11 protein-coding genes are annotated in these 16,568 nt (G+C 66.1%); 8 read left to right on the top strand and 3 right to left on the bottom strand.

Annotation, left to right across the window (positions count from 1 at the left end):
- Positions 1-72 precede the first annotated feature (72 nt).
- Positions 73-1,407 carry a sensor histidine kinase gene (locus H6A21_RS04700; RefSeq protein WP_239462670.1) on the top strand — a complete coding sequence of 445 codons (1,335 nt, stop codon included), beginning with the start codon at positions 73-75 and terminating at the stop codon, positions 1,405-1,407.
- Between the two features lie 45 nt (positions 1,408-1,452).
- Positions 1,453-2,190 carry a LytR/AlgR family response regulator transcription factor gene (locus H6A21_RS04695; RefSeq protein WP_204560757.1) on the top strand — a complete coding sequence of 246 codons (738 nt, stop codon included), beginning with the start codon at positions 1,453-1,455 and terminating at the stop codon, positions 2,188-2,190.
- A gap of 33 nt (positions 2,191-2,223) precedes the next feature.
- Here H6A21_RS04695 and H6A21_RS04690 read toward each other — a convergent pair whose 3' ends face one another.
- A complete protein-coding gene (locus H6A21_RS04690) occupies positions 2,224-3,363 on the bottom strand; it encodes a pyridoxal phosphate-dependent aminotransferase (protein ID WP_204560755.1) in 1,140 nt (379 codons plus the stop codon).
- 164 nt (positions 3,364-3,527) lie between these two features.
- Here H6A21_RS04690 and H6A21_RS04685 point away from each other — a divergent pair, with 164 nt between their 5' ends.
- The 3 genes from H6A21_RS04685 to H6A21_RS04675 all read left to right on the top strand — a co-directional run bounded on the left by H6A21_RS04685 (position 3,528) and on the right by H6A21_RS04675 (position 8,361).
- Positions 3,528-4,760 carry an NAD(P)H-dependent oxidoreductase gene (locus H6A21_RS04685; RefSeq protein WP_204560753.1) on the top strand — a complete coding sequence of 411 codons (1,233 nt, stop codon included), beginning with the start codon at positions 3,528-3,530 and terminating at the stop codon, positions 4,758-4,760.
- Between the two features lie 492 nt (positions 4,761-5,252).
- Positions 5,253-7,055 (top strand): TerB N-terminal domain-containing protein, encoded by a 1,803-nt coding sequence (locus H6A21_RS04680; RefSeq protein ID WP_204560751.1) that lies wholly within the window; start codon positions 5,253-5,255, stop codon positions 7,053-7,055.
- Positions 7,048-8,361 (top strand): ATP-binding protein, encoded by a 1,314-nt coding sequence (locus H6A21_RS04675; protein ID WP_204560749.1) that lies wholly within the window; start codon positions 7,048-7,050, stop codon positions 8,359-8,361. The genes H6A21_RS04680 and H6A21_RS04675 overlap by 8 nt, the downstream gene beginning before the upstream one ends.
- A gap of 118 nt (positions 8,362-8,479) precedes the next feature.
- Here the strand turns inward: H6A21_RS04675 and H6A21_RS04670 are convergent, their stop codons facing one another.
- Entirely contained in the window at positions 8,480-10,102 is a 1,623-nt protein-coding gene (locus tag H6A21_RS04670) for a 4Fe-4S dicluster domain-containing protein (RefSeq protein WP_204560747.1), read from the bottom strand.
- 172 nt (positions 10,103-10,274) lie between these two features.
- Here H6A21_RS04670 and H6A21_RS04665 point away from each other — a divergent pair, with 172 nt between their 5' ends.
- Positions 10,275-11,357 (top strand): ABC transporter substrate-binding protein, encoded by a 1,083-nt coding sequence (locus H6A21_RS04665; RefSeq protein WP_204560745.1) that lies wholly within the window; start codon positions 10,275-10,277, stop codon positions 11,355-11,357.
- 99 nt (positions 11,358-11,456) lie between these two features.
- On the top strand, positions 11,457-12,848 hold the full coding sequence (locus tag H6A21_RS04660; protein ID WP_204560743.1) for an ATP-binding cassette domain-containing protein: 1,392 nt from the start codon (positions 11,457-11,459) through the stop codon (positions 12,846-12,848).
- Positions 12,849-13,328: 480 nt separating this feature from the next.
- On the opposite strand, the gene H6A21_RS04655 is transcribed toward H6A21_RS04660, so the two are convergent.
- On the bottom strand, positions 13,329-13,982 hold the full coding sequence (locus H6A21_RS04655; RefSeq protein ID WP_204560741.1) for a class I SAM-dependent methyltransferase: 654 nt from the start codon (positions 13,980-13,982) through the stop codon (positions 13,329-13,331).
- A gap of 106 nt (positions 13,983-14,088) precedes the next feature.
- On the opposite strand from H6A21_RS04655, the gene H6A21_RS04650 reads away from it, so the two are divergent.
- Positions 14,089-16,536, top strand: coding sequence for a DEAD/DEAH box helicase (locus H6A21_RS04650; RefSeq protein WP_204560739.1), 2,448 nt, complete (start codon positions 14,089-14,091; stop codon positions 16,534-16,536).
- Positions 16,537-16,568: the final 32 nt, after the last annotated feature.

Here is a 16,568-nt window from a genome sequence, read left to right as displayed (position 1 = left end):
GTATTAGGAGGTCTCGTGGGTATCGTGCCGCACCCCATACGATGGTCGCGTCAGCTCAACCCGACGAAGGTGATGCGCCAAAGCCAGCTCGCCATGACCGTGCTGTTGGGGCTCTGCGTCCCCATGCTCGCGGTGCTGCTCGTGCTCGACCTCGTGGGAAACCCGCACCCCGTGCCCGCCGTCGTCACCATCGCCGGTCTCGTCCTTCTCTGTTTCTTCTTCTCGTATGTCTTCGTGGCCCCCGATGACATCACCTCGAGCGCCACCGACCGCACGCTCGCCATCGCCTCGCAGATCTTCGTCCACACGCGCCACGGCATGACACCCGAGGCGGCACTCGGTGCCTGCAAGATCATCCTGCCCGAGACCCTCGCGTCGGCCATCTGCATCACCGATGGCAAGCAGGTCCTCGCCTGCTGGGGCGAGGGTGCCGACCGCTGCCCGGCCGGCACCCCGGTCACCCTCGAGACGACGAAGCGCGTCATCGAGGGCGGCACCATGAGCGTCTTCACGCGCGACGCGGCGGCCGCCGAGGAGCTGCGCTTCTTCCCGCGCCTGCGTGCCGGCGTCGTGGCGCCCCTCACCGTGCGCGGCCGCTGCGTAGGTACCTTCGAGCTGTTCTACCCGCGCTTCGGCAACATCGATATGCGCCAGACCGCACTTGCCGGCGGTTTCGCGGATCTTATTTCCACCCAGCTCGCGAGCTTCGAGCTCGAGCGGCAAGACGAGCTGACCGCCCGCGTCGAGCTGCGCGCCCTGCAGTCGCAAGTCGACCCGCACTTTCTGTTCAACACGATCGGCACCATCGTCTCACTCGTGCGCACCGACCCCGAGAAGGCGCGCTCGCTGCTGATCGACTTCTCGAACTACTACCGCACGACGCTTTCGGACTCCGATTCGCTCACCTCGCTTGAGCACGAGGTCGACCAGGGCGTCCGCTACATCAACCTCATGCAGGCGCGCTACGGGGCCGACCGCCTGCGCGCCCGCATGTGCATCGACCCCGCAACGCTCGACGCGCGCGTGCCCCCGTTCATCCTGCAACCGCTGCTCGAGAACTGCATCCGCCACGCCATGCGCGAGACCGAGCCGCTCTCGATCGTCATCTCGTCGCGCGTGACAGAAAGCGGCCTCGCCATCTCGGTCGATGACAACGGCATCGGCATGAGCGAAGAAGTGCGTGCGCACCTGTTCGACCCGCGCGAAACGGTGGCCGAGGAGCCGGAAACCCTTACCGCGGACGGCTCCATCAAGCGCGGCTGCGGCCTTGCGCTCTCCAACGTCCTCATGCGCATCCGCTTCTTCTACGGCGAGGCGTCGGGCATCCGCGTCGCCTCGCACGAGGGCGTCGGAACGCGCGTGACCATCGACCTCATCGGCGAGCCCCACGAACCGAGCCACACCTGAGCTCGCCGCTTTCCTTTGAACCCGTAACCGTCAGAAGGGGAACCCATGGATAACGGACTCTGGAACGTCCTGATCGTCGACGACGAGCCGCCCATCCGGTCCGAGCTGCGCTATCTGCTGTCGCGCGATGCCCGCATCGGCGCTATCGACGAGGCGGGCAACGGTACCGAGGCGGTCGAGAAGCTGCTGGCCGGCAGGCCCGACGTGCTGTTTCTCGACATCCAGATGCCCGGCACGAGCGGCATCAAGCTCGCTGAGACCCTTGCTGGCCTGAAGACGCCGCCCGCCGTCGTCTTCGTGACGGCGTTTGCCGAGTACGCCGCCGAGGCGTTCGAGCTCGACGCCGTCGACTACGTCTTGAAGCCCGTCGAGGAGGCGCGCCTCACCCGCGCCCTCGACAAGGTCGGCAGCCTGCTTGCGGCCAAGCGCGCCGCGGCACCGGCAGCGCGCGTGCGGCGCCTTGCCGTCGAGCGCGCCGGAAACCATGCGTTCATGCCCGTCGGCGACATCTGCTACATCGAAGCGAACGCCGACTACTCGAACGTCATCTGCCCGGGTGGCACCTACCTGGCGAACGAATCGATCTCGTCGCTCGAGCAGTGCCTGGAGGCCGAGGGCTTCCTGCGCGTGCACCGCAGCTTTCTGGTGAACCTCGACGAGGTCCATGACGTCGAGATCTCGCGGGGCGGCACGATGGAGCTGCGCTGCACCCGCATCGACGCGGTCGTCCCCGTATCGCGGCGCCGCGCCGCCCTGGTGAAAGAGCGCCTCGGGCTCGTATAGGCGCCGCTGCCGCGCCGCCGCGCGCTACCGCTGTCAGATAAGCGTGTCCACGAATCCCGCGAGACGCGAGAGCCCCTCATCGAGCGCGTCATCCGCCACGCAGTAGGACAAGCGCACATGGCCCGGCACCCCGAAGCACCCGCCCGGCACAAGCGCCACGCCCGCCTCGCGGATAGCGCGTTCGCAAAACGCCTCATCGTCCAGGCCGGTCTGCGCAATCGAGGGGAACGCGTAGAACGCGCCGGTCGGAACGTTGCAGCCGAGACCCATGTCCGCAAGCGCGTGCACGACGCGCTCCCGTCGCGCGCGGAAGGCCGCGACCATGGGTGCGGGGTCGACCTCGAGCGCACGGGCAGCCGCGGGCATGATGAACGCCGGCACCGACGACACCGCGAACTGATGCGCCTTCGCGATCTCGTCGACGACAGGAGGCGTCGCCGCAAGCCAGCCCACGCGCCATCCAGTCATCGCCCACGGCTTGGAGAAGCTGTCGATCACGACCGTGCGGTCGGCGAGTTCGGGATGGCGTGCCGCGAAGCGCTCATAGGCTCCCTCGTATACCAAGCGGTTGTAGACGTCGTCGCATACCACGTACACGCCGTGGGCGGCAGCGAGCTGCGCCACGGCATCGAGCGAGGGGGTGTCGAGCACGCAACCCGTGGGATTGTTCGGCGAGCAGATGACGATGGCCTTCGTGGCCGCGCTCACGCAGGCAGCGAGGTCATCGGGCGTGATCTGGAACGCGGAGCGCGTCGTGTCGAGCTCGACCACGGTGCCCCCGCATGCGCGCACGTCCGACGCGTACACGGTGAACGCGGGAACGGGCACGATGACCTCGTCGCCGGGATCGATCAGCGCCCGGAACGTCGAGGACAGCGCCTCGGTCGCGCCCACCGTCACGATGATGTCCTCCGCGGCGCGCTCGATCCCCTGCCCCGTCATGTACGCCGCGATTGCCCGACGAAGCTCGGCCGTACCGTTGTTCGGCGGGTAATGGGTCTCCCCACGCGCGAGCGCGCGGGTGACCTCGTCGCAAATGGCATCGGGCGTTGTGAAATCAGGTTCACCCAACGCAAGCGAGATGCAGCCTTGCCGTGCCGCGGCTAGCGCGCTGATACGCCGGATGCCCGAGGGCGCAAGCTGCGCCAGATTCCTATTGGTCGCCTTCAACATCACGGCTCCTCCCCGTCGATAGCGTTCGTCTCGAGCATACTCCCCTAACCTCGCGTACCGCATCACGTACAGACCGCGCCCGAATGATTTAATCGATGCGCGCCGTCGTGCGCACGGGCGCGTTACAATGCGGGCACGATCCCACGATGCAAAGGAGCCCCACCGTGCACACGCTCATCTGCGATCTGACTGCCCGCACGGTCGATGGGCTCCAGCTGTCGCACGTGCCCGACACAGTTATCGCACGCGAGGATCTCGAGACCGCCGGCGCCTGCTGCGGCTGCATGCGCTGCCGAACCGAATGCCCGGGACGCTGCGTTATGCCCGATAGCCTGCAAGGTCTCGCCGACGTGCTGCGCGCCACCGACCGCCTCGACATCATCGCGCGCTGGACGCCCGCCGGCGCAAGCCCGCTTGTCAAGCGCGTCGTCGACCGCTCGCTTCCGTTCTTTATGGCTCCACGCGCAACGGAGCGCACCCTGCATCTCTGTATATGGCTTTACGGAGCCCCCGATCCGGCGGAGCGCATGCAGGCTGCACGCGCCATCCAAGCCCTGGCACGCGACCTCGCCCTTGAGGTCGACGGCATCTGGTTTCCAGCCAGCATTGAAGACGCAGGCCGCACCGACCTGACATGCGCGGAGCATCAATCCGATCCCGCATCAGCCGGCAACGTCTGCGAAGTGGCACCCGCCCGTGGCAGCGCGCCGGAGCGCATCGCCCTCATCAACGCCAGCCCCAAGACGGGCCCGTCGGCTACCGCCCACCTGCTAGCCGATTTCGCCGACGCCCTCGGCGCCTACACCCGCCTGTCCGGAAGCCCGCAGCCTGCCATCAACGATATTGTCTGCGGGCGAGACGGATCGCTGCGCGCATCTGGATTCGGCCAACATGGCGATGCCGAGGGCGTCCTCGCGCAATGCGACACCATCGTCATCGGGTACCCCCTCTACTTCGGTTCGCTCCCCTCGCACCTCCTCGCGTGGCTCGAGGGCGCTGCCGACGCTAGGACCTTTGCACCCCAGGCGAACGTGTACGCCATCTGCAACCTCGCCTCTTATGACCCTGAGCGCGCCCTGCCCTCGTTCGCGGCGCTGGAATCCCTCTGCCGGCACGCAGGCCTCGCGTGGTGCGGCGGGCTCACCGCCGCCGGGGGCGCGATGATCCTCCCGGCTTCCCGCAGTCCCCGCATGGGCACATGGCGTCGCAAGCGCTCCGAGGCCATCGACGCCCTCATCGCCGCCGTTCGCCTAGGTGAGACCGTCAGCGAGGCGGCAGAGCGCATCGGGCGCACGGCGTGTGCCGCCGATCCCGACGCCATCCTCGCCCGCTGCCCTCTTCCGCGACCGGTCTTACGCATAGCAGCAAGGCGCCTCTGGCTGCGCAGCCCATCCTAACAAGGCGCCCTCTCGCCGCCCCGCCGATACGCCGTCGTGCCGAATCGCCCCGAGAGGCGAACCCCAGCCTCATCCGATACGCATTTTGCGCCCGCACGGGCGCAAATATCCATCCGCGGAAGATCCGTGCGAAGTCGCCTTCGCCTCTCGGGACAAAAATGCCTTGATTGGGACTTCCCATCATTTCAGTAGGATTTACGAGCTCCAACATCAGCGATAATTTCTCATTGATTCTAAAATATAACCTAGATATTGCTGATAATTATTCATTGCTCTTCCGGGGCACCAGAAAACGGCGCTGTATAGGTCCCACTCAACGCGTTTTTGTCCATGGGAGATCCGGAAACGGCACGACTTGGCCCAGAAGGCTCGATCGGCATCGTGCGGCCAGGCGTCCCGCGCCCGGCCGCAGCGCATACGAACAGATGTTTGTGTCTATGCTAAAATAAAAAGCTGCTGGAAATGATAGGAGGCACAGCGAGAGGGGGCGCAATGGCTGACGCGCAGGACATCATCGACCGCCTCATGAACGACGAGCGCTTCCAACGGGTCGCGCGCTTTTCGAATAAGGTCTACGCCGACGAGCCCATTCTCACGACCGGCCGCCAGATGAAAACCTACCTGCCTGACCGGTATCGGGAGATGCGCGCCATCTCGCGTTGGCAACCCGGACGCGAAGGCGGCCAGGGGCGCTGGTTATCCGAGGCGGAGCTTTTCTACCGCCAGGGCATGTTCATGGCCGACTTCGAGGATGACTGTCCCTACCACGGAACGTTCAAGTCCTATTACCCCACCTACAACGCCATGAGCGACCGACAGCTGCGCGGCTACTTCACCTGGCGCGCCGCCGTTCGGCGCGGCACGATCGAGGAGACGTCCCTGTCCTTTGCCTACGTGTATCTCTACGAGCTCATCTGCGGCATCGGCGTCGAGGGCGCCGCAGACGGATTCGGGCGCCTGTCGTCGTTTTGGCGCGCCTACCGCGAGTTCTCCCCCGAGATCGACCGCTTCGCGCGCGTCTGGCTGCAAGACTATGTGGTCTACCATGGGCTCGACCCCAAGCTTGTTGCGGACCAGAAGGGCATGCGATTCGACCGGGCCGTCGCCGCGCTCATCGAGGTTCAAACGGAGGCGCTCGGCCGCGCCGGCTCCGATGCGGCCCGCGCACCGCGCCGGAGCGCCAAGCAGGGCACGCTGCTGCCGCCCGACCCCAAGCTGGAAGGGCGCCTCGCGCATGCCGTCGATACACTGTCGACCTATCGCATCCTCGACGGGAAATTCGGCCGCGAGCACCCCGAAGCCGCATGTCACGTGGTGACCGCCGTGTGGGTCCAGCTGCATCGCTACTACGACAAGCATCGCAAGGCGGGAATCATAGAAAGCATGTTCGGCGAGAGCGCAGAGCTGCCCTACACCATGTTCGCCTCCGCGGTGTTCTTCGACCCCGTGCGACACCCCGATACCGAGGTCGCCCTGAACCCCCTTTGCCACTTCCGGTGCAAAGACGGGCTGTGGACCTGCGATCGCCTGCACGGTAGCCGGTCGCGCAGCGCCAAGCTCGGCGAGGTCCTGCGCACTATCGACCGCAGCCTGCGCAACGCCAGCGCCTATCCCCATCCCCTGAAGGACGAGAAGATTCCGCGGTATCTCGAGCAGATCGTCGAGCGCGAGGTTGCCGCCTGGCTCGCATGGAGCGAGGCGCACGCGCCGCGGCACATCGACATCGACCTCTCCAAGCTCTCGGGCATCCGCGCCGTCGCCGCCGAGACGCGCGAGGCTCTCCTAATCGACGAGGAGCGCGAAGATACCCCCATCAATCATGATGATGCCCTCGTGCCGAATTACGCACCGGCGGGGTCGACGCGCGCGGACCAACCAGCGAAGGAAACGGCACCGGGCTCCTCGAACGCGCGCCCGGTACCGCCCGCGCCCGCGAGCAACGCCGCGGCGCGACCGGATCCCGCCGCGGCCTTCGAGGCGCAGGTCGTCGGGGGCCTGTACGCAGATGCGCCGCAACCTGCATCGGAGCCAACCGAGCCCCAGCTCGCTCCCGATGGTGCCCACCCGCTCACGCCGGCGCAACAAGCCTACCTCGCGGCCCTCTGCGCGGGCGACACCGCGGCCGCCGCGCGCGCACTCGATGCGGCCAACACGACCGAGGACCTGTTCGTCGACGCCATCAATGAGGCGCTGTTCGACCTGATCGGCGACACCGCCATCGAGTTCGGTACCGCCGGACCCGAACCCGTTGAAGATTACCTGCCCGATATTGAGGAGCTGTTGCATCATGCCTGACACCGCCGCACCCGTCCGCGTGCCCAAGCGCGTTGCCGCCGTCATCCTGAATTCGCTCAAAGGCGGCGTCGTACCGCGCATCGGACTGCCCTATATCACCGTCGGCCGCGAGGTCGAAATCCGAGCGCTGCTCACCGACCTCGACCTCATCGCCGACGGCGGCGCGAGCTTCCGTTTCCTGGTGGGCAGCTACGGCGCGGGCAAGAGCTTTCTGCTCCAGACGATCCGCACCCACGCGATGGGCGAGAACTTCGTCGTGGCAGACGCCGACCTTTCGCCCGAGCGGCGCCTGCAGGGCGGCCAAGGCCAGGGACTTGCCACCTACCGCGAGCTCATCCGCAACCTCTCCACCAAGACCAGGCCCGAAGGCGGCGCGCTCGGCCTTGTGCTCGATCGATGGGTTGCCCGCATCCGCGAGGAAGCGGCCGACGGCAGTGTGGAGGAGCAGGCACGGCGCAGCATCGCGAACCTCGAGGAGCTTGTCCACGGATTCGACTTCACCCGCATGCTCATGGCGTACGTGTGCGCCGACGCTGAAGGCGACGACGAGACGAAATCATGCGTCATGCGCTGGCTGCGTGGCGAGTACCGTACGAAGACCGAGGCGAGAAGCGACCTCGGCTGCTCGACCATCATCACCGACGATGACTGGTACGACTACGTGAAGCTCTTCGCCGCGTTCCTCACGAACGCCGGGTACCGGGGCCTCATCGTGCTTATCGACGAGCTCGTGAATCTCTACAAGATTCCGAACGCCATCACGCGCCAGTACAACTACGAGAAGATCCTCACGATGTACAACGACACGCTGCAGGGCAAGGCGCACCACCTGGGCATCATCATGGGCGGCACGCCGACCTCCATCGAAGACCGCCGCCGCGGCGTGTTCTCCTACGAGGCGCTTCGCAGCCGCCTCACGCAGGGGCGCTTCGCCCGCGAGGACATGCGCGACATGCTCGCCCCCATCATCCGCCTGCACCCGCTCTCCCACGAGGAGCTGCTCGTCCTGATCGAGAAGCTCGCCCAGATCCACGCCGGCTACTTCGGCTACGAGGACACCGTGCGCGACGAGGACCTGGTGGCCTTCCTGCAGATCGAATTCGGCCGCGTGGGCGCCGAGACGCACCTCACTCCGCGCGAGGTCATCCGCGACTTCATCGAGCTGCTCGACATCGCCTACCAGAACCCCGACCGGTCCCTCTCGGACCTGCTGCGAGACGAAGGGGCCATTGCGGACGTGAGCGCCACGGCGCCCGCTGGCGCGGACACAGGCGACGCGGCGCCCTTCGCGGAGTTCACGATCTAGGGAACATACGGCGGCAGCCACCATATCCGCCACGTTCCATCGGAAGACAAAAGCGGCCGGCCCTTCTGGGACCGGCCGCTCTCATACGCAGCTCGAAAATCGGTACGCACCGTTTCGGTTACGCCTCCGGCGTCAGCGCCTCGTGGGCCTCGGCGACGGCGTCGGACTTGCCGTCCTCGGGGCGCTCGAGCTCAGGAATCCAATCGATGTAGGCATCGTCCGGGGCGTTCTTGTGCGGCGAGCGCTTCGCATAGGCCTTCACCATGGCAGAGGTCTTGGTGATGGACTGCAGGGTGCCGGCACCCGCGACGCAGCCGCCCGGGCAGGCCATGCCCTCGAGCAGGTAACCGTCGTACTTGCCCTTGATGGCGTCCTTGAGCATCTTGCGGCAGTTGTCGAGGCCCTCAGCGTTCGCAATCTTGACGATGCGCGACGGGTCGTCGCGGTGGATCGCGTTCACCACGGCATTCGCCACGCCGCCCGCGACCGCGAAGTTACGGCCGTCGGTCGAGGCGACCTCGAAGTCGCTCGCACCCTCGCCGGCCAGCTTGGTGTAGTCGATCTCCTTGGCCTCCATCATGCCCGCCATCTCCTCGAAGGTGAGCACGAAATCGACCTCGGACTTCACGGACTTGCGCTGCGCCTCGAGCTTCTTGGCCGAGCAGGGGCCCACGAACACGATCTTGGCGTTGGGGTGCTGCTTGCGGATCAGGCGCGCGGTCAGCGTCATGGGGGTGAGCGCCATGGAGATGCACTCGGAGTGCTCCGGGAACTCCATCTTGGCCATCACCGACCAAGCCGGGCAGCAGGAGGTGCCCATGAACGGGATCTTGTCGGGAACCTCCTCGAGGAAGTCGCCCGCCTCCTGCACGGCGCACAGGTCGGCGCCGAGCGCGACCTCCTCCATGCCGGAGAAGCCGAGCTCCTTGAAGGCCTGGCGCAGCTTGTCGACGTTGCCCTTGCCGCCGAACTGGCCGACGAAGGCGGGCGCGACCTCGGCGATAACCTCCTCGCCCGCGCGGATGGCCTGGATGACCTGGAAGATCTGGCTCTTGTCCGCGATGGCGCCGAACGGGCAGTTCACGAGGCACTGGCCGCAGGAGACGCACTTGTCGTAATCGATCTTGGCGCGGCCCTGCTCATCGGAGCCGATCGCGTTCATGCCGCAGGCGGCGGCGCAGGGGCGCTCGTAGTGGTGGATGGCGGAGTAGGGGCACACGCTGGCGCAGCGGCCGCACTTGATGCACTTGGACTGGTCGATATGCGCCTTGCCGTCGACGAACGAGATGGCGCCCTTGGGGCAGATCTCGCGGCAGGGATGCGCCATGCAGCCCTGGCAGGCATCGCTCACGCGGTAGACGTTGTCCTCGCAGGCGTTGCAGGCGAAGCTGATGACGTTGATCAGCGGCGGCTCGTAATAGGTCTCGGGCTTCGCGGCCTCGGCAACGCCCTCGGAGAGCATCGCGGGCTTATCGACACCCTGCAGCGGCAGGCCCATCGCCAGGCGGATGCGCTCGCCCACGACGGCGCGCTCGATAAAGACGCTCTCGCGGTAGGTCGCGACGTCTCCGGGAATGATCTCGTAGGGCAGGTTGTCGACCCAGCCGTAGTCGTCGCTGTCGACGATGCCGTCACCATCGACGTCGACGCCGCCCTGGTAGGCGATGCGGGCGACTTCCTTGAAGACGGTACGGCGAATCTTGGTGAGATTCGTATAGACCCCACGCATGGAGTTGCTCATATCGGTGTCCCCTCTCGGACGTTTGTCAGGCACTCAATATTTTATAATCAGATGGGCAGATTTGTCCGCATATTGACGCCCCCTTGAGCAAATTAGTGCACGAAATGAGCACGCGGGAGGTTCATATTCGGGTATGAGAACCTAAAACCGTCACAGCAAGAAAGGAACGGTTATGCTTCATCTCTCATCCATCGCGATCCAGCCTCTCGGTCGCCGCTCGTTCGTCGCCGCAGCGGGCCTCGGTATCGTCACCGTGGCCGGCGCACTCGCCGGTTGCGGGCAGGAGTCCAAAGACGACGGGGCCACCGGATCCGCCGCCTCGGCGGGTTCTGCCGACGCCTCTTCCAAAAAGGGCGTCCAGGTTCGCGTCGCCTCCCTCAAGGGCCCGACTTCCATCGGCCTCGTCGACTTCATCAACCTGGTTCAGACGGGCGATGGCGGTTTCGCCAACAGCTACGACTTCCAGATCATGACCGCTGCCGACGAGATCCTGCCCCAGGTCATCAAGGGCGATATCGACATCGCGCTCATTCCCGCCAACGCCGCCTCGGTGCTCTACAACAAGACTGAGGGCGGCATCGTCTGCTTCGACATCAACACGCTGGGCGTGCTCTCCGTCGTGACCGGCGACGCCTCCGTCACGAGCTTCTCCGACCTGGCTGGCCGCACCGTCTACCTCACCGGCAAGGGCACCACACCCGAATACACCATGAACTACCTGCTCGACGCCGCCGGCATCGCCGGCAGCGTCACCCTTGAGTTCAAAAGCGAGGCCGCCGAGGTCGTGAGCGTGCTCGCCGCCGACGCGTCCGCCGTGGGCGTCCTGCCGCAGCCCTTCGTGACTGCCGCGCTCGAAAAGAACGAGGCCCTGAGCGCCCCCGTCGACCTGAACGACGTGTGGGACGAGTACGCCGAAGAGGGCAGCCAGATGGTGACGGGCGTCACCATCGCGCGCCGTGAGTTCGCCGAGGAGCACCCCGACGTGATCACCGAGTTCGCGAACGCCCAGGCCGATTCGGTCGGCGTCGTCAACGACAACCCCGATATGGCCGCGCCGCTCGTGGTCGATCTGGGCATCATCGACAACGACGCGGTTGCCGCCAAGGCGATTCCCAGCTGCCATTTGGTGTGCATCACCGGCGATGAGATGACCGATGCGCTCTCCGGCTACCTTGACGTGCTGTACAACGCCGACCCCTCCTCCGTGGGCGGCGCCCTTCCTGAGGCGGACTTCTACGATTCCGTCGACGCGTAACGCGAAGCGAATACGCGATAATCCGCAAGCGATCTGATGAGACGGGGCGGAAACGACGTCAAGCGGTGTCGTTTTCGCCCCTATTGATGAGGAGTGTGCATGACGCGCCCGAACACGCAGGACGATACCCGCTCGACCCGCCGGCTTTCCGGCGCGCTCGCCGTTCTGTTCTGGGTGGTCATCTGGCAGGTCGCGAGCATGGTGGTCGATAGCGAGTTCATCCTCGCCGGCCCCCTCGACGCGCTGGGTGCCCTTATCGACCTCCTCCCTACGGCGGATTTTTGGCACGAGGTGCTCTTCTCCGCCGTGCGCATCATAGGCGGTACCGCCGCCGGCTATCTCGTCGCCATCGCGCTTGCCGCCCTCTCGTGGCGCTCGCGCCTCGCCCGCACGCTCGCGGCGCCAGCGCTTTCCGCCATCAAGAGCACGCCGGTCGCCTGCGTGGTCGTGGTGCTGCTCATTTGGTTCGGCTCGCGCAACGTCAGCGCCATCGCCGTCTTCCTCATGGCCCTTCCCGGCATCTACTTCCCGGTCCTCAAGGGCCTCGAGACGCTCGATGCGAAGCAAGGCGAGCTCTTCCGGCTCTATCGCGCGGGCACCCGTCGCACGCTGCTCGCCCACATCGTCCCCGGCGTCCTGCCCTACCTCGTGTCAGCGAGCGCCACCGTGCTCTCCATGAGCTGGAAGGCAGGTGTTGCCGCCGAGCTCATCGGCGTGCCCGACGGGTCGATCGGCGAGCGCATTTACCAGGCAAAGCTTCTGCTCGAGACAGCAGATCTGTTCGCGTGGACCATCGTTGTCGTCATCATCGCATGGGCCTTCGAGCACGCGGCGCTCGCGGGGCTGCGCGCGCTGTGGCCGGCCTGCGGACGGACCGCCGCGAACATGCCCCCGGCACCATCCGAGCCTGCGGCGAACACCTGCACGCTCGAGGCGCGCGAGCTTGTCGTGGGGCATGACGGACGCGCCGCATGCGCCCCTATCGACTGCCGCCTGCAGGCGGGAGACGCGCTTTGTCTGCTCGGCCCCTCGGGCGCGGGCAAGACCACCGTCCTGTATTCGATCGCCGGGTTCATCCCTCCGGTCGCGGGCTCGCTCGAGGTCGTCCCGAGCCCCCGCTTCTCCGCTGTCTTCCAGGAGTCCCACCTCATCGAGGACCTGACCGCCATCGAGAACATCATGCTGTTCGCCCGAGCGGGCGTCGATGCGCGCGCACTCGCTGAAGAGGTTCTTCCGCCCTCCGCACTCGATGTGCCGGTCCGCTCGCTTTCGGGCGGGCAGCGCCGGCGCGCCGAGCTCGTCCGCGCGTTCGCCGCCCCGGCGGACATCACCCTGCTTGACGAGCCCTTTTCCGGTCTCGATGCGGAAGCGCACCGGCGGGCGCTCGCTTTTATCGAGCGTCATCGCGAGCGTCGCCTGCTCATCGTGAGCACGCACGACGAGCACGACCCCCAAACACTCGGCGCTCAGACCCTGCGCATCCACAGCTGAACACGCGCCGGCTCGCAACCTTTACGCCTACGGCACCACCCGAAGCGGTGATGCGCATGCAGACGGCAAGGGATCGCACCCCCGCCGCGCCGACGCGGACATGCTCACGAGCATATCGCCCGGCCTGACCGGAGCGATTATGCCGCACACCGCATCCCTTCCGAGCTCCCCTGGTCAAATTTCCCTTAAGTGGGACCTATACATGCGCCCCGCGCTCGTGCCCGATATTCCAATGCATAATAAATCAATACGACCTGCTGGTTTATTTCCCTTACTGCATGAAAATGTGCCCTTCGGCCAAGGCCATCAACCCATTGGCTCACTCGGGAGTCCCACTCAAGGCGTTTTTGTCCCGGCCACCTGGCGCCGGGCGCGCGTCCCGTCCGAGCCATGTATAGAACCGTTGCTGCGCACCGCGCCCGCGCATACTCCGCCCCGTGGCGCATGCTGGACCCGCCATCGAGACGCAGGCTCTGGCAATCAGAGGCCGTGCGGGGTGTACTCCCAGACCGTATAGGTCTGCGGGCAGCCGTAGATGCGCACCGCCGGCGCCCCCGACTGCCGATAATCCTGATAGCTGCCCTGCGCCAGGATGCGCCATCCGGCTCGCCCGAGGTAGGCGTATTGCTCGCCGTTATCGGACATATGGATGACCGTGACCGGGGCGGTGGCCTCGCGCTCAAGCTTGTCGATCAGACGCACGAGGACCGCCGTGTCGAACGGGTTGAACAGATACAGATGCGTATAGGGGGCAAGCGGCTCGTCGAGCACGTTGCCGCAACGGACCTCGAGCCGGTCGAATCGCGCCGCCCACGCCGCGGCGTATGAGGCCAACGAAGGATCGAGTTCGATGCCCGTGACCTTGAGATCGGGCAAGGCGCTCACCGCATACGCGAGGACGCGGCCGCAGCTGCACCCCACATCGAGCAGATGCGCATCGGGACCGAAAAAGACGTGCGAGAACAGCTCGTCGAGCACAACATAGGGCGTTGCCGTCGGATCATGTGCCCCCTTATCGCCGCATCTCGTCGCGCGATCGCAGCGAAGCGAGACGCCGCACGTCGCGATATCGCGACGCTCGTCGGCGCAGAACAGCTCCGCCGCATGTGCGACACGCCCTGTATGGAGCTCCATCGCGCACCTCTCCATCCCACTGCCCATATAGAACACATGTTCTCATCTATGGTACCATAGCCCAATGAACCGACGGCATCGCGACGACCGGCAGAAAGGAGCGCGCGTGAACGTCTTCGATCGCTATGCACCGTTCATCCAGGACTTCATCTACAGCCACGGCTGGGAGAACCTGCGCTCCATCCAGGTCGCCGCCGCTGACGCCATCTTCAACACCGACGAGAACGTCCTGCTCACAGGCCAGACCGCATCGGGCAAGACCGAGGCGGCGTTCTTCCCCATCCTGACCGAGTTCTGGGAAGACCCGCCCGCCACCGTGGGCGCCCTCTACATCGGCCCGCTGAAGGCGCTCATCAACGACCAGTTCTATCGCCTGAACGACCTGTGCGAGGAGGCGGACATTCCCGTCTGGCACTGGCACGGCGATGTCGCCTCGTCCCACAAGCGCAAGCTCATGAAGCAGCCCTCGGGCATCCTTCAGATCACGCCCGAGTCGCTCGAGGCGCTGCTGCTGCATAAGCACGCGGCGGTCGGGCGCCTCTTCGGGGACCTGCGCTACGTCGTCATCGACGAGGTCCATTCGCTGCTGCGCGGCGACCGCGGCGGGCAGACCCTCTGCCTGATCGAGCGCCTCTCGCGCATGGCGAACGTGAACCCGCGCCGCATCGGCCTCTCCGCGACGATCGGCGAACCCGAGCGCACCGGTGCCTTCTTGTCTGCCGGCACGGGGCGTGGCTGCATCATCCCGCGCTTCGAGGAGCCCCGCCGCGTCTGGCGCCTATCCATGGAGCATTTCTACATCACGGGGCCGCAGGCCACCGAGCGCGCCCGGCAAAACGCCGGCCCGCTGGAAGCGGAGGTCGTCAGCTGCGAGCGGCTGGGCACGGGCGCACCCGACGTCGACGAAGCGCTCAGGCGCGCCATGGCGGAAGACGGGCACGCGCATGCCCTCGCGCCCGCGCGCCCGGGAACGAGACCCACCCCGGAACCAGAGGGCGGCCCCGGAGCTCAGGCACGCGCTGCCGAAGACGAGGTGTCCGTCCCGCCGGTCTCCGAGACCGAGCTCATGGCGACCACCGATACCGCTCCGCGCGATGCCGACCCGGGCCTCGCCTACATCTTCGAGCACACGCGCGGCCGCAAGTGCCTCGTGTTCGTCAACTCACGCGAGGAGGCCGAGGCCGTCTGCACGGTACTGCGCCAATATTGCGAGGCCAACCGCGAACCCGACCGATTCCTCATCCACCACGGCAACCTGTCGGCGTCCTTCCGCCAGACGGCAGAGGAACTCATGCGCGACGAGGAGCTCGCCCTCACCACCGTGACGACCGCCACGCTTGAGCTCGGCATCGACATCGGCCGCCTCGAGCGCGCCTTCCAGATCGACGCGCCGTTCACGGTCTCGTCGTTCCTACAGCGCATGGGTCGCACCGGCCGACGCGACCTGCCGCCCGAGATGCACTTCGTCATGCGCGAGGAGCAGCCCGAACCGCGCGCCATGCTGCCCGAGACCATCCCCTGGAAGCTCCTGCAGGGCATCGCGTTGGTCCAGCTCTATCGCGAAGAGAAATGGGTGGAGCCGCCCCGGCTCGACCGACTGCCTTATAGCCTGCTCTACCACCAGGTGATGGCGACCCTCGCGGGCTGCGGCGAGCTCACGCCGGCAGAGCTTGCGAACCGCGTGCTCACCCTCGCCTACTTCCACCGCGTCTCCACCGACGATCTGCGTGTCCTTTTGCGCCATCTCCTCGAGACCGACCATATCGAGCGGACCGAATCCGGCGGCCTCATCGTCGGTATTACAGGCGAGCGGATCGTGAACTCCTTCAAGTTCTACGCCGTGTTCCAAGAGAACGAAGAGTTCACGGTCCGATCCGAATCCGCCGAACTCGGCACCATCGTCAACCCGCCGCCCGCCGGCGAGCGCATCGCCATCGCCGGACACTGCTGGATCGTGGAGGAGGTCGACTGGAAGCGCCACCTTGTCTACTGCACGCAGGTGAAGGGGCGCGTACCGGCCTATTTCGGCGACTGCCCGGGCGACATCGACACCCATGTGCTCGAGCGCATGCGCCGCGTGCTCACCGAGCGCTGCGGCTACCCCTACCTCATGACGAACGCCCGCGCGCGCCTGGCGCAAGCCCGGCACGTGGCGGAAAACTCGCACTTGGTGGAGCGGCCCCTCATCAACCTAGGCGGCGACACCTGGGCTTTGCTCCCCTGGCTCGGCAGCTACGCGTTTTTGGCGCTCGAGCGCCTTCTCAAGATCAAATGCGCCGCCGAGCTCGGCCTGAAGGGGCTCGACCCCTCGCGTCCCTACTTCATGCAGTTCCGCATGAATGCCGACGAGAAGACGTTCTACCAGGTGGTCGCCGACGAGGCGGAGCGGGATTTCGACCCCATCGAGCTTGTGTACCCCGGCGAGGCGCCCTACTTCGACAAGTATGACGAGCTGCTCCCCGCCGAGCTCGTGCGCAAGGGCTTCGCCGAGGGCGTGCTCGATATCGAGGGCATGCGAAAGCGCGTCGCCAGCTGGCGCGATCGCTGGTGCTGATGGCCTGCCGCAAAGATGAGGTGCCCGGCACG

The organism is Collinsella tanakaei, assembly GCF_016902615.1.
GTDB lineage: Bacteria > Actinomycetota > Coriobacteriia > Coriobacteriales > Coriobacteriaceae > Collinsella > Collinsella tanakaei_A.
Note: the sequence above shows the minus strand (reverse complement) of the source record. Positions and strands in the feature narration are given on the sequence as shown.

What these genes read in the sequence shown, in the direction of transcription:
- H6A21_RS04700 (WP_239462670.1), top strand. Translation starts at nt 73, where the DNA reads ATGCGCCAAAGCCAGCTCGCCATGACCGTGCTGTTGGGGCTCTGCGTC.
- H6A21_RS04695 (WP_204560757.1), top strand. Translation starts at nt 1,453, where the DNA reads ATGGATAACGGACTCTGGAACGTCCTGATCGTCGACGACGAGCCGCCC.
- H6A21_RS04690 (WP_204560755.1), bottom strand. Translation starts at nt 3,363, where the DNA reads ATGTTGAAGGCGACCAATAGGAATCTGGCGCAGCTTGCGCCCTCGGGC.
- H6A21_RS04680 (WP_204560751.1), top strand. Translation starts at nt 5,253, where the DNA reads ATGGCTGACGCGCAGGACATCATCGACCGCCTCATGAACGACGAGCGC.
- H6A21_RS04675 (WP_204560749.1), top strand. Translation starts at nt 7,048, where the DNA reads ATGCCTGACACCGCCGCACCCGTCCGCGTGCCCAAGCGCGTTGCCGCC.
- H6A21_RS04670 (WP_204560747.1), bottom strand. Translation starts at nt 10,102, where the DNA reads ATGAGCAACTCCATGCGTGGGGTCTATACGAATCTCACCAAGATTCGC.
- H6A21_RS04665 (WP_204560745.1), top strand. Translation starts at nt 10,275, where the DNA reads ATGCTTCATCTCTCATCCATCGCGATCCAGCCTCTCGGTCGCCGCTCG.
- H6A21_RS04660 (WP_204560743.1), top strand. Translation starts at nt 11,457, where the DNA reads ATGACGCGCCCGAACACGCAGGACGATACCCGCTCGACCCGCCGGCTT.
- H6A21_RS04655 (WP_204560741.1), bottom strand. Translation starts at nt 13,982, where the DNA reads ATGGAGCTCCATACAGGGCGTGTCGCACATGCGGCGGAGCTGTTCTGC.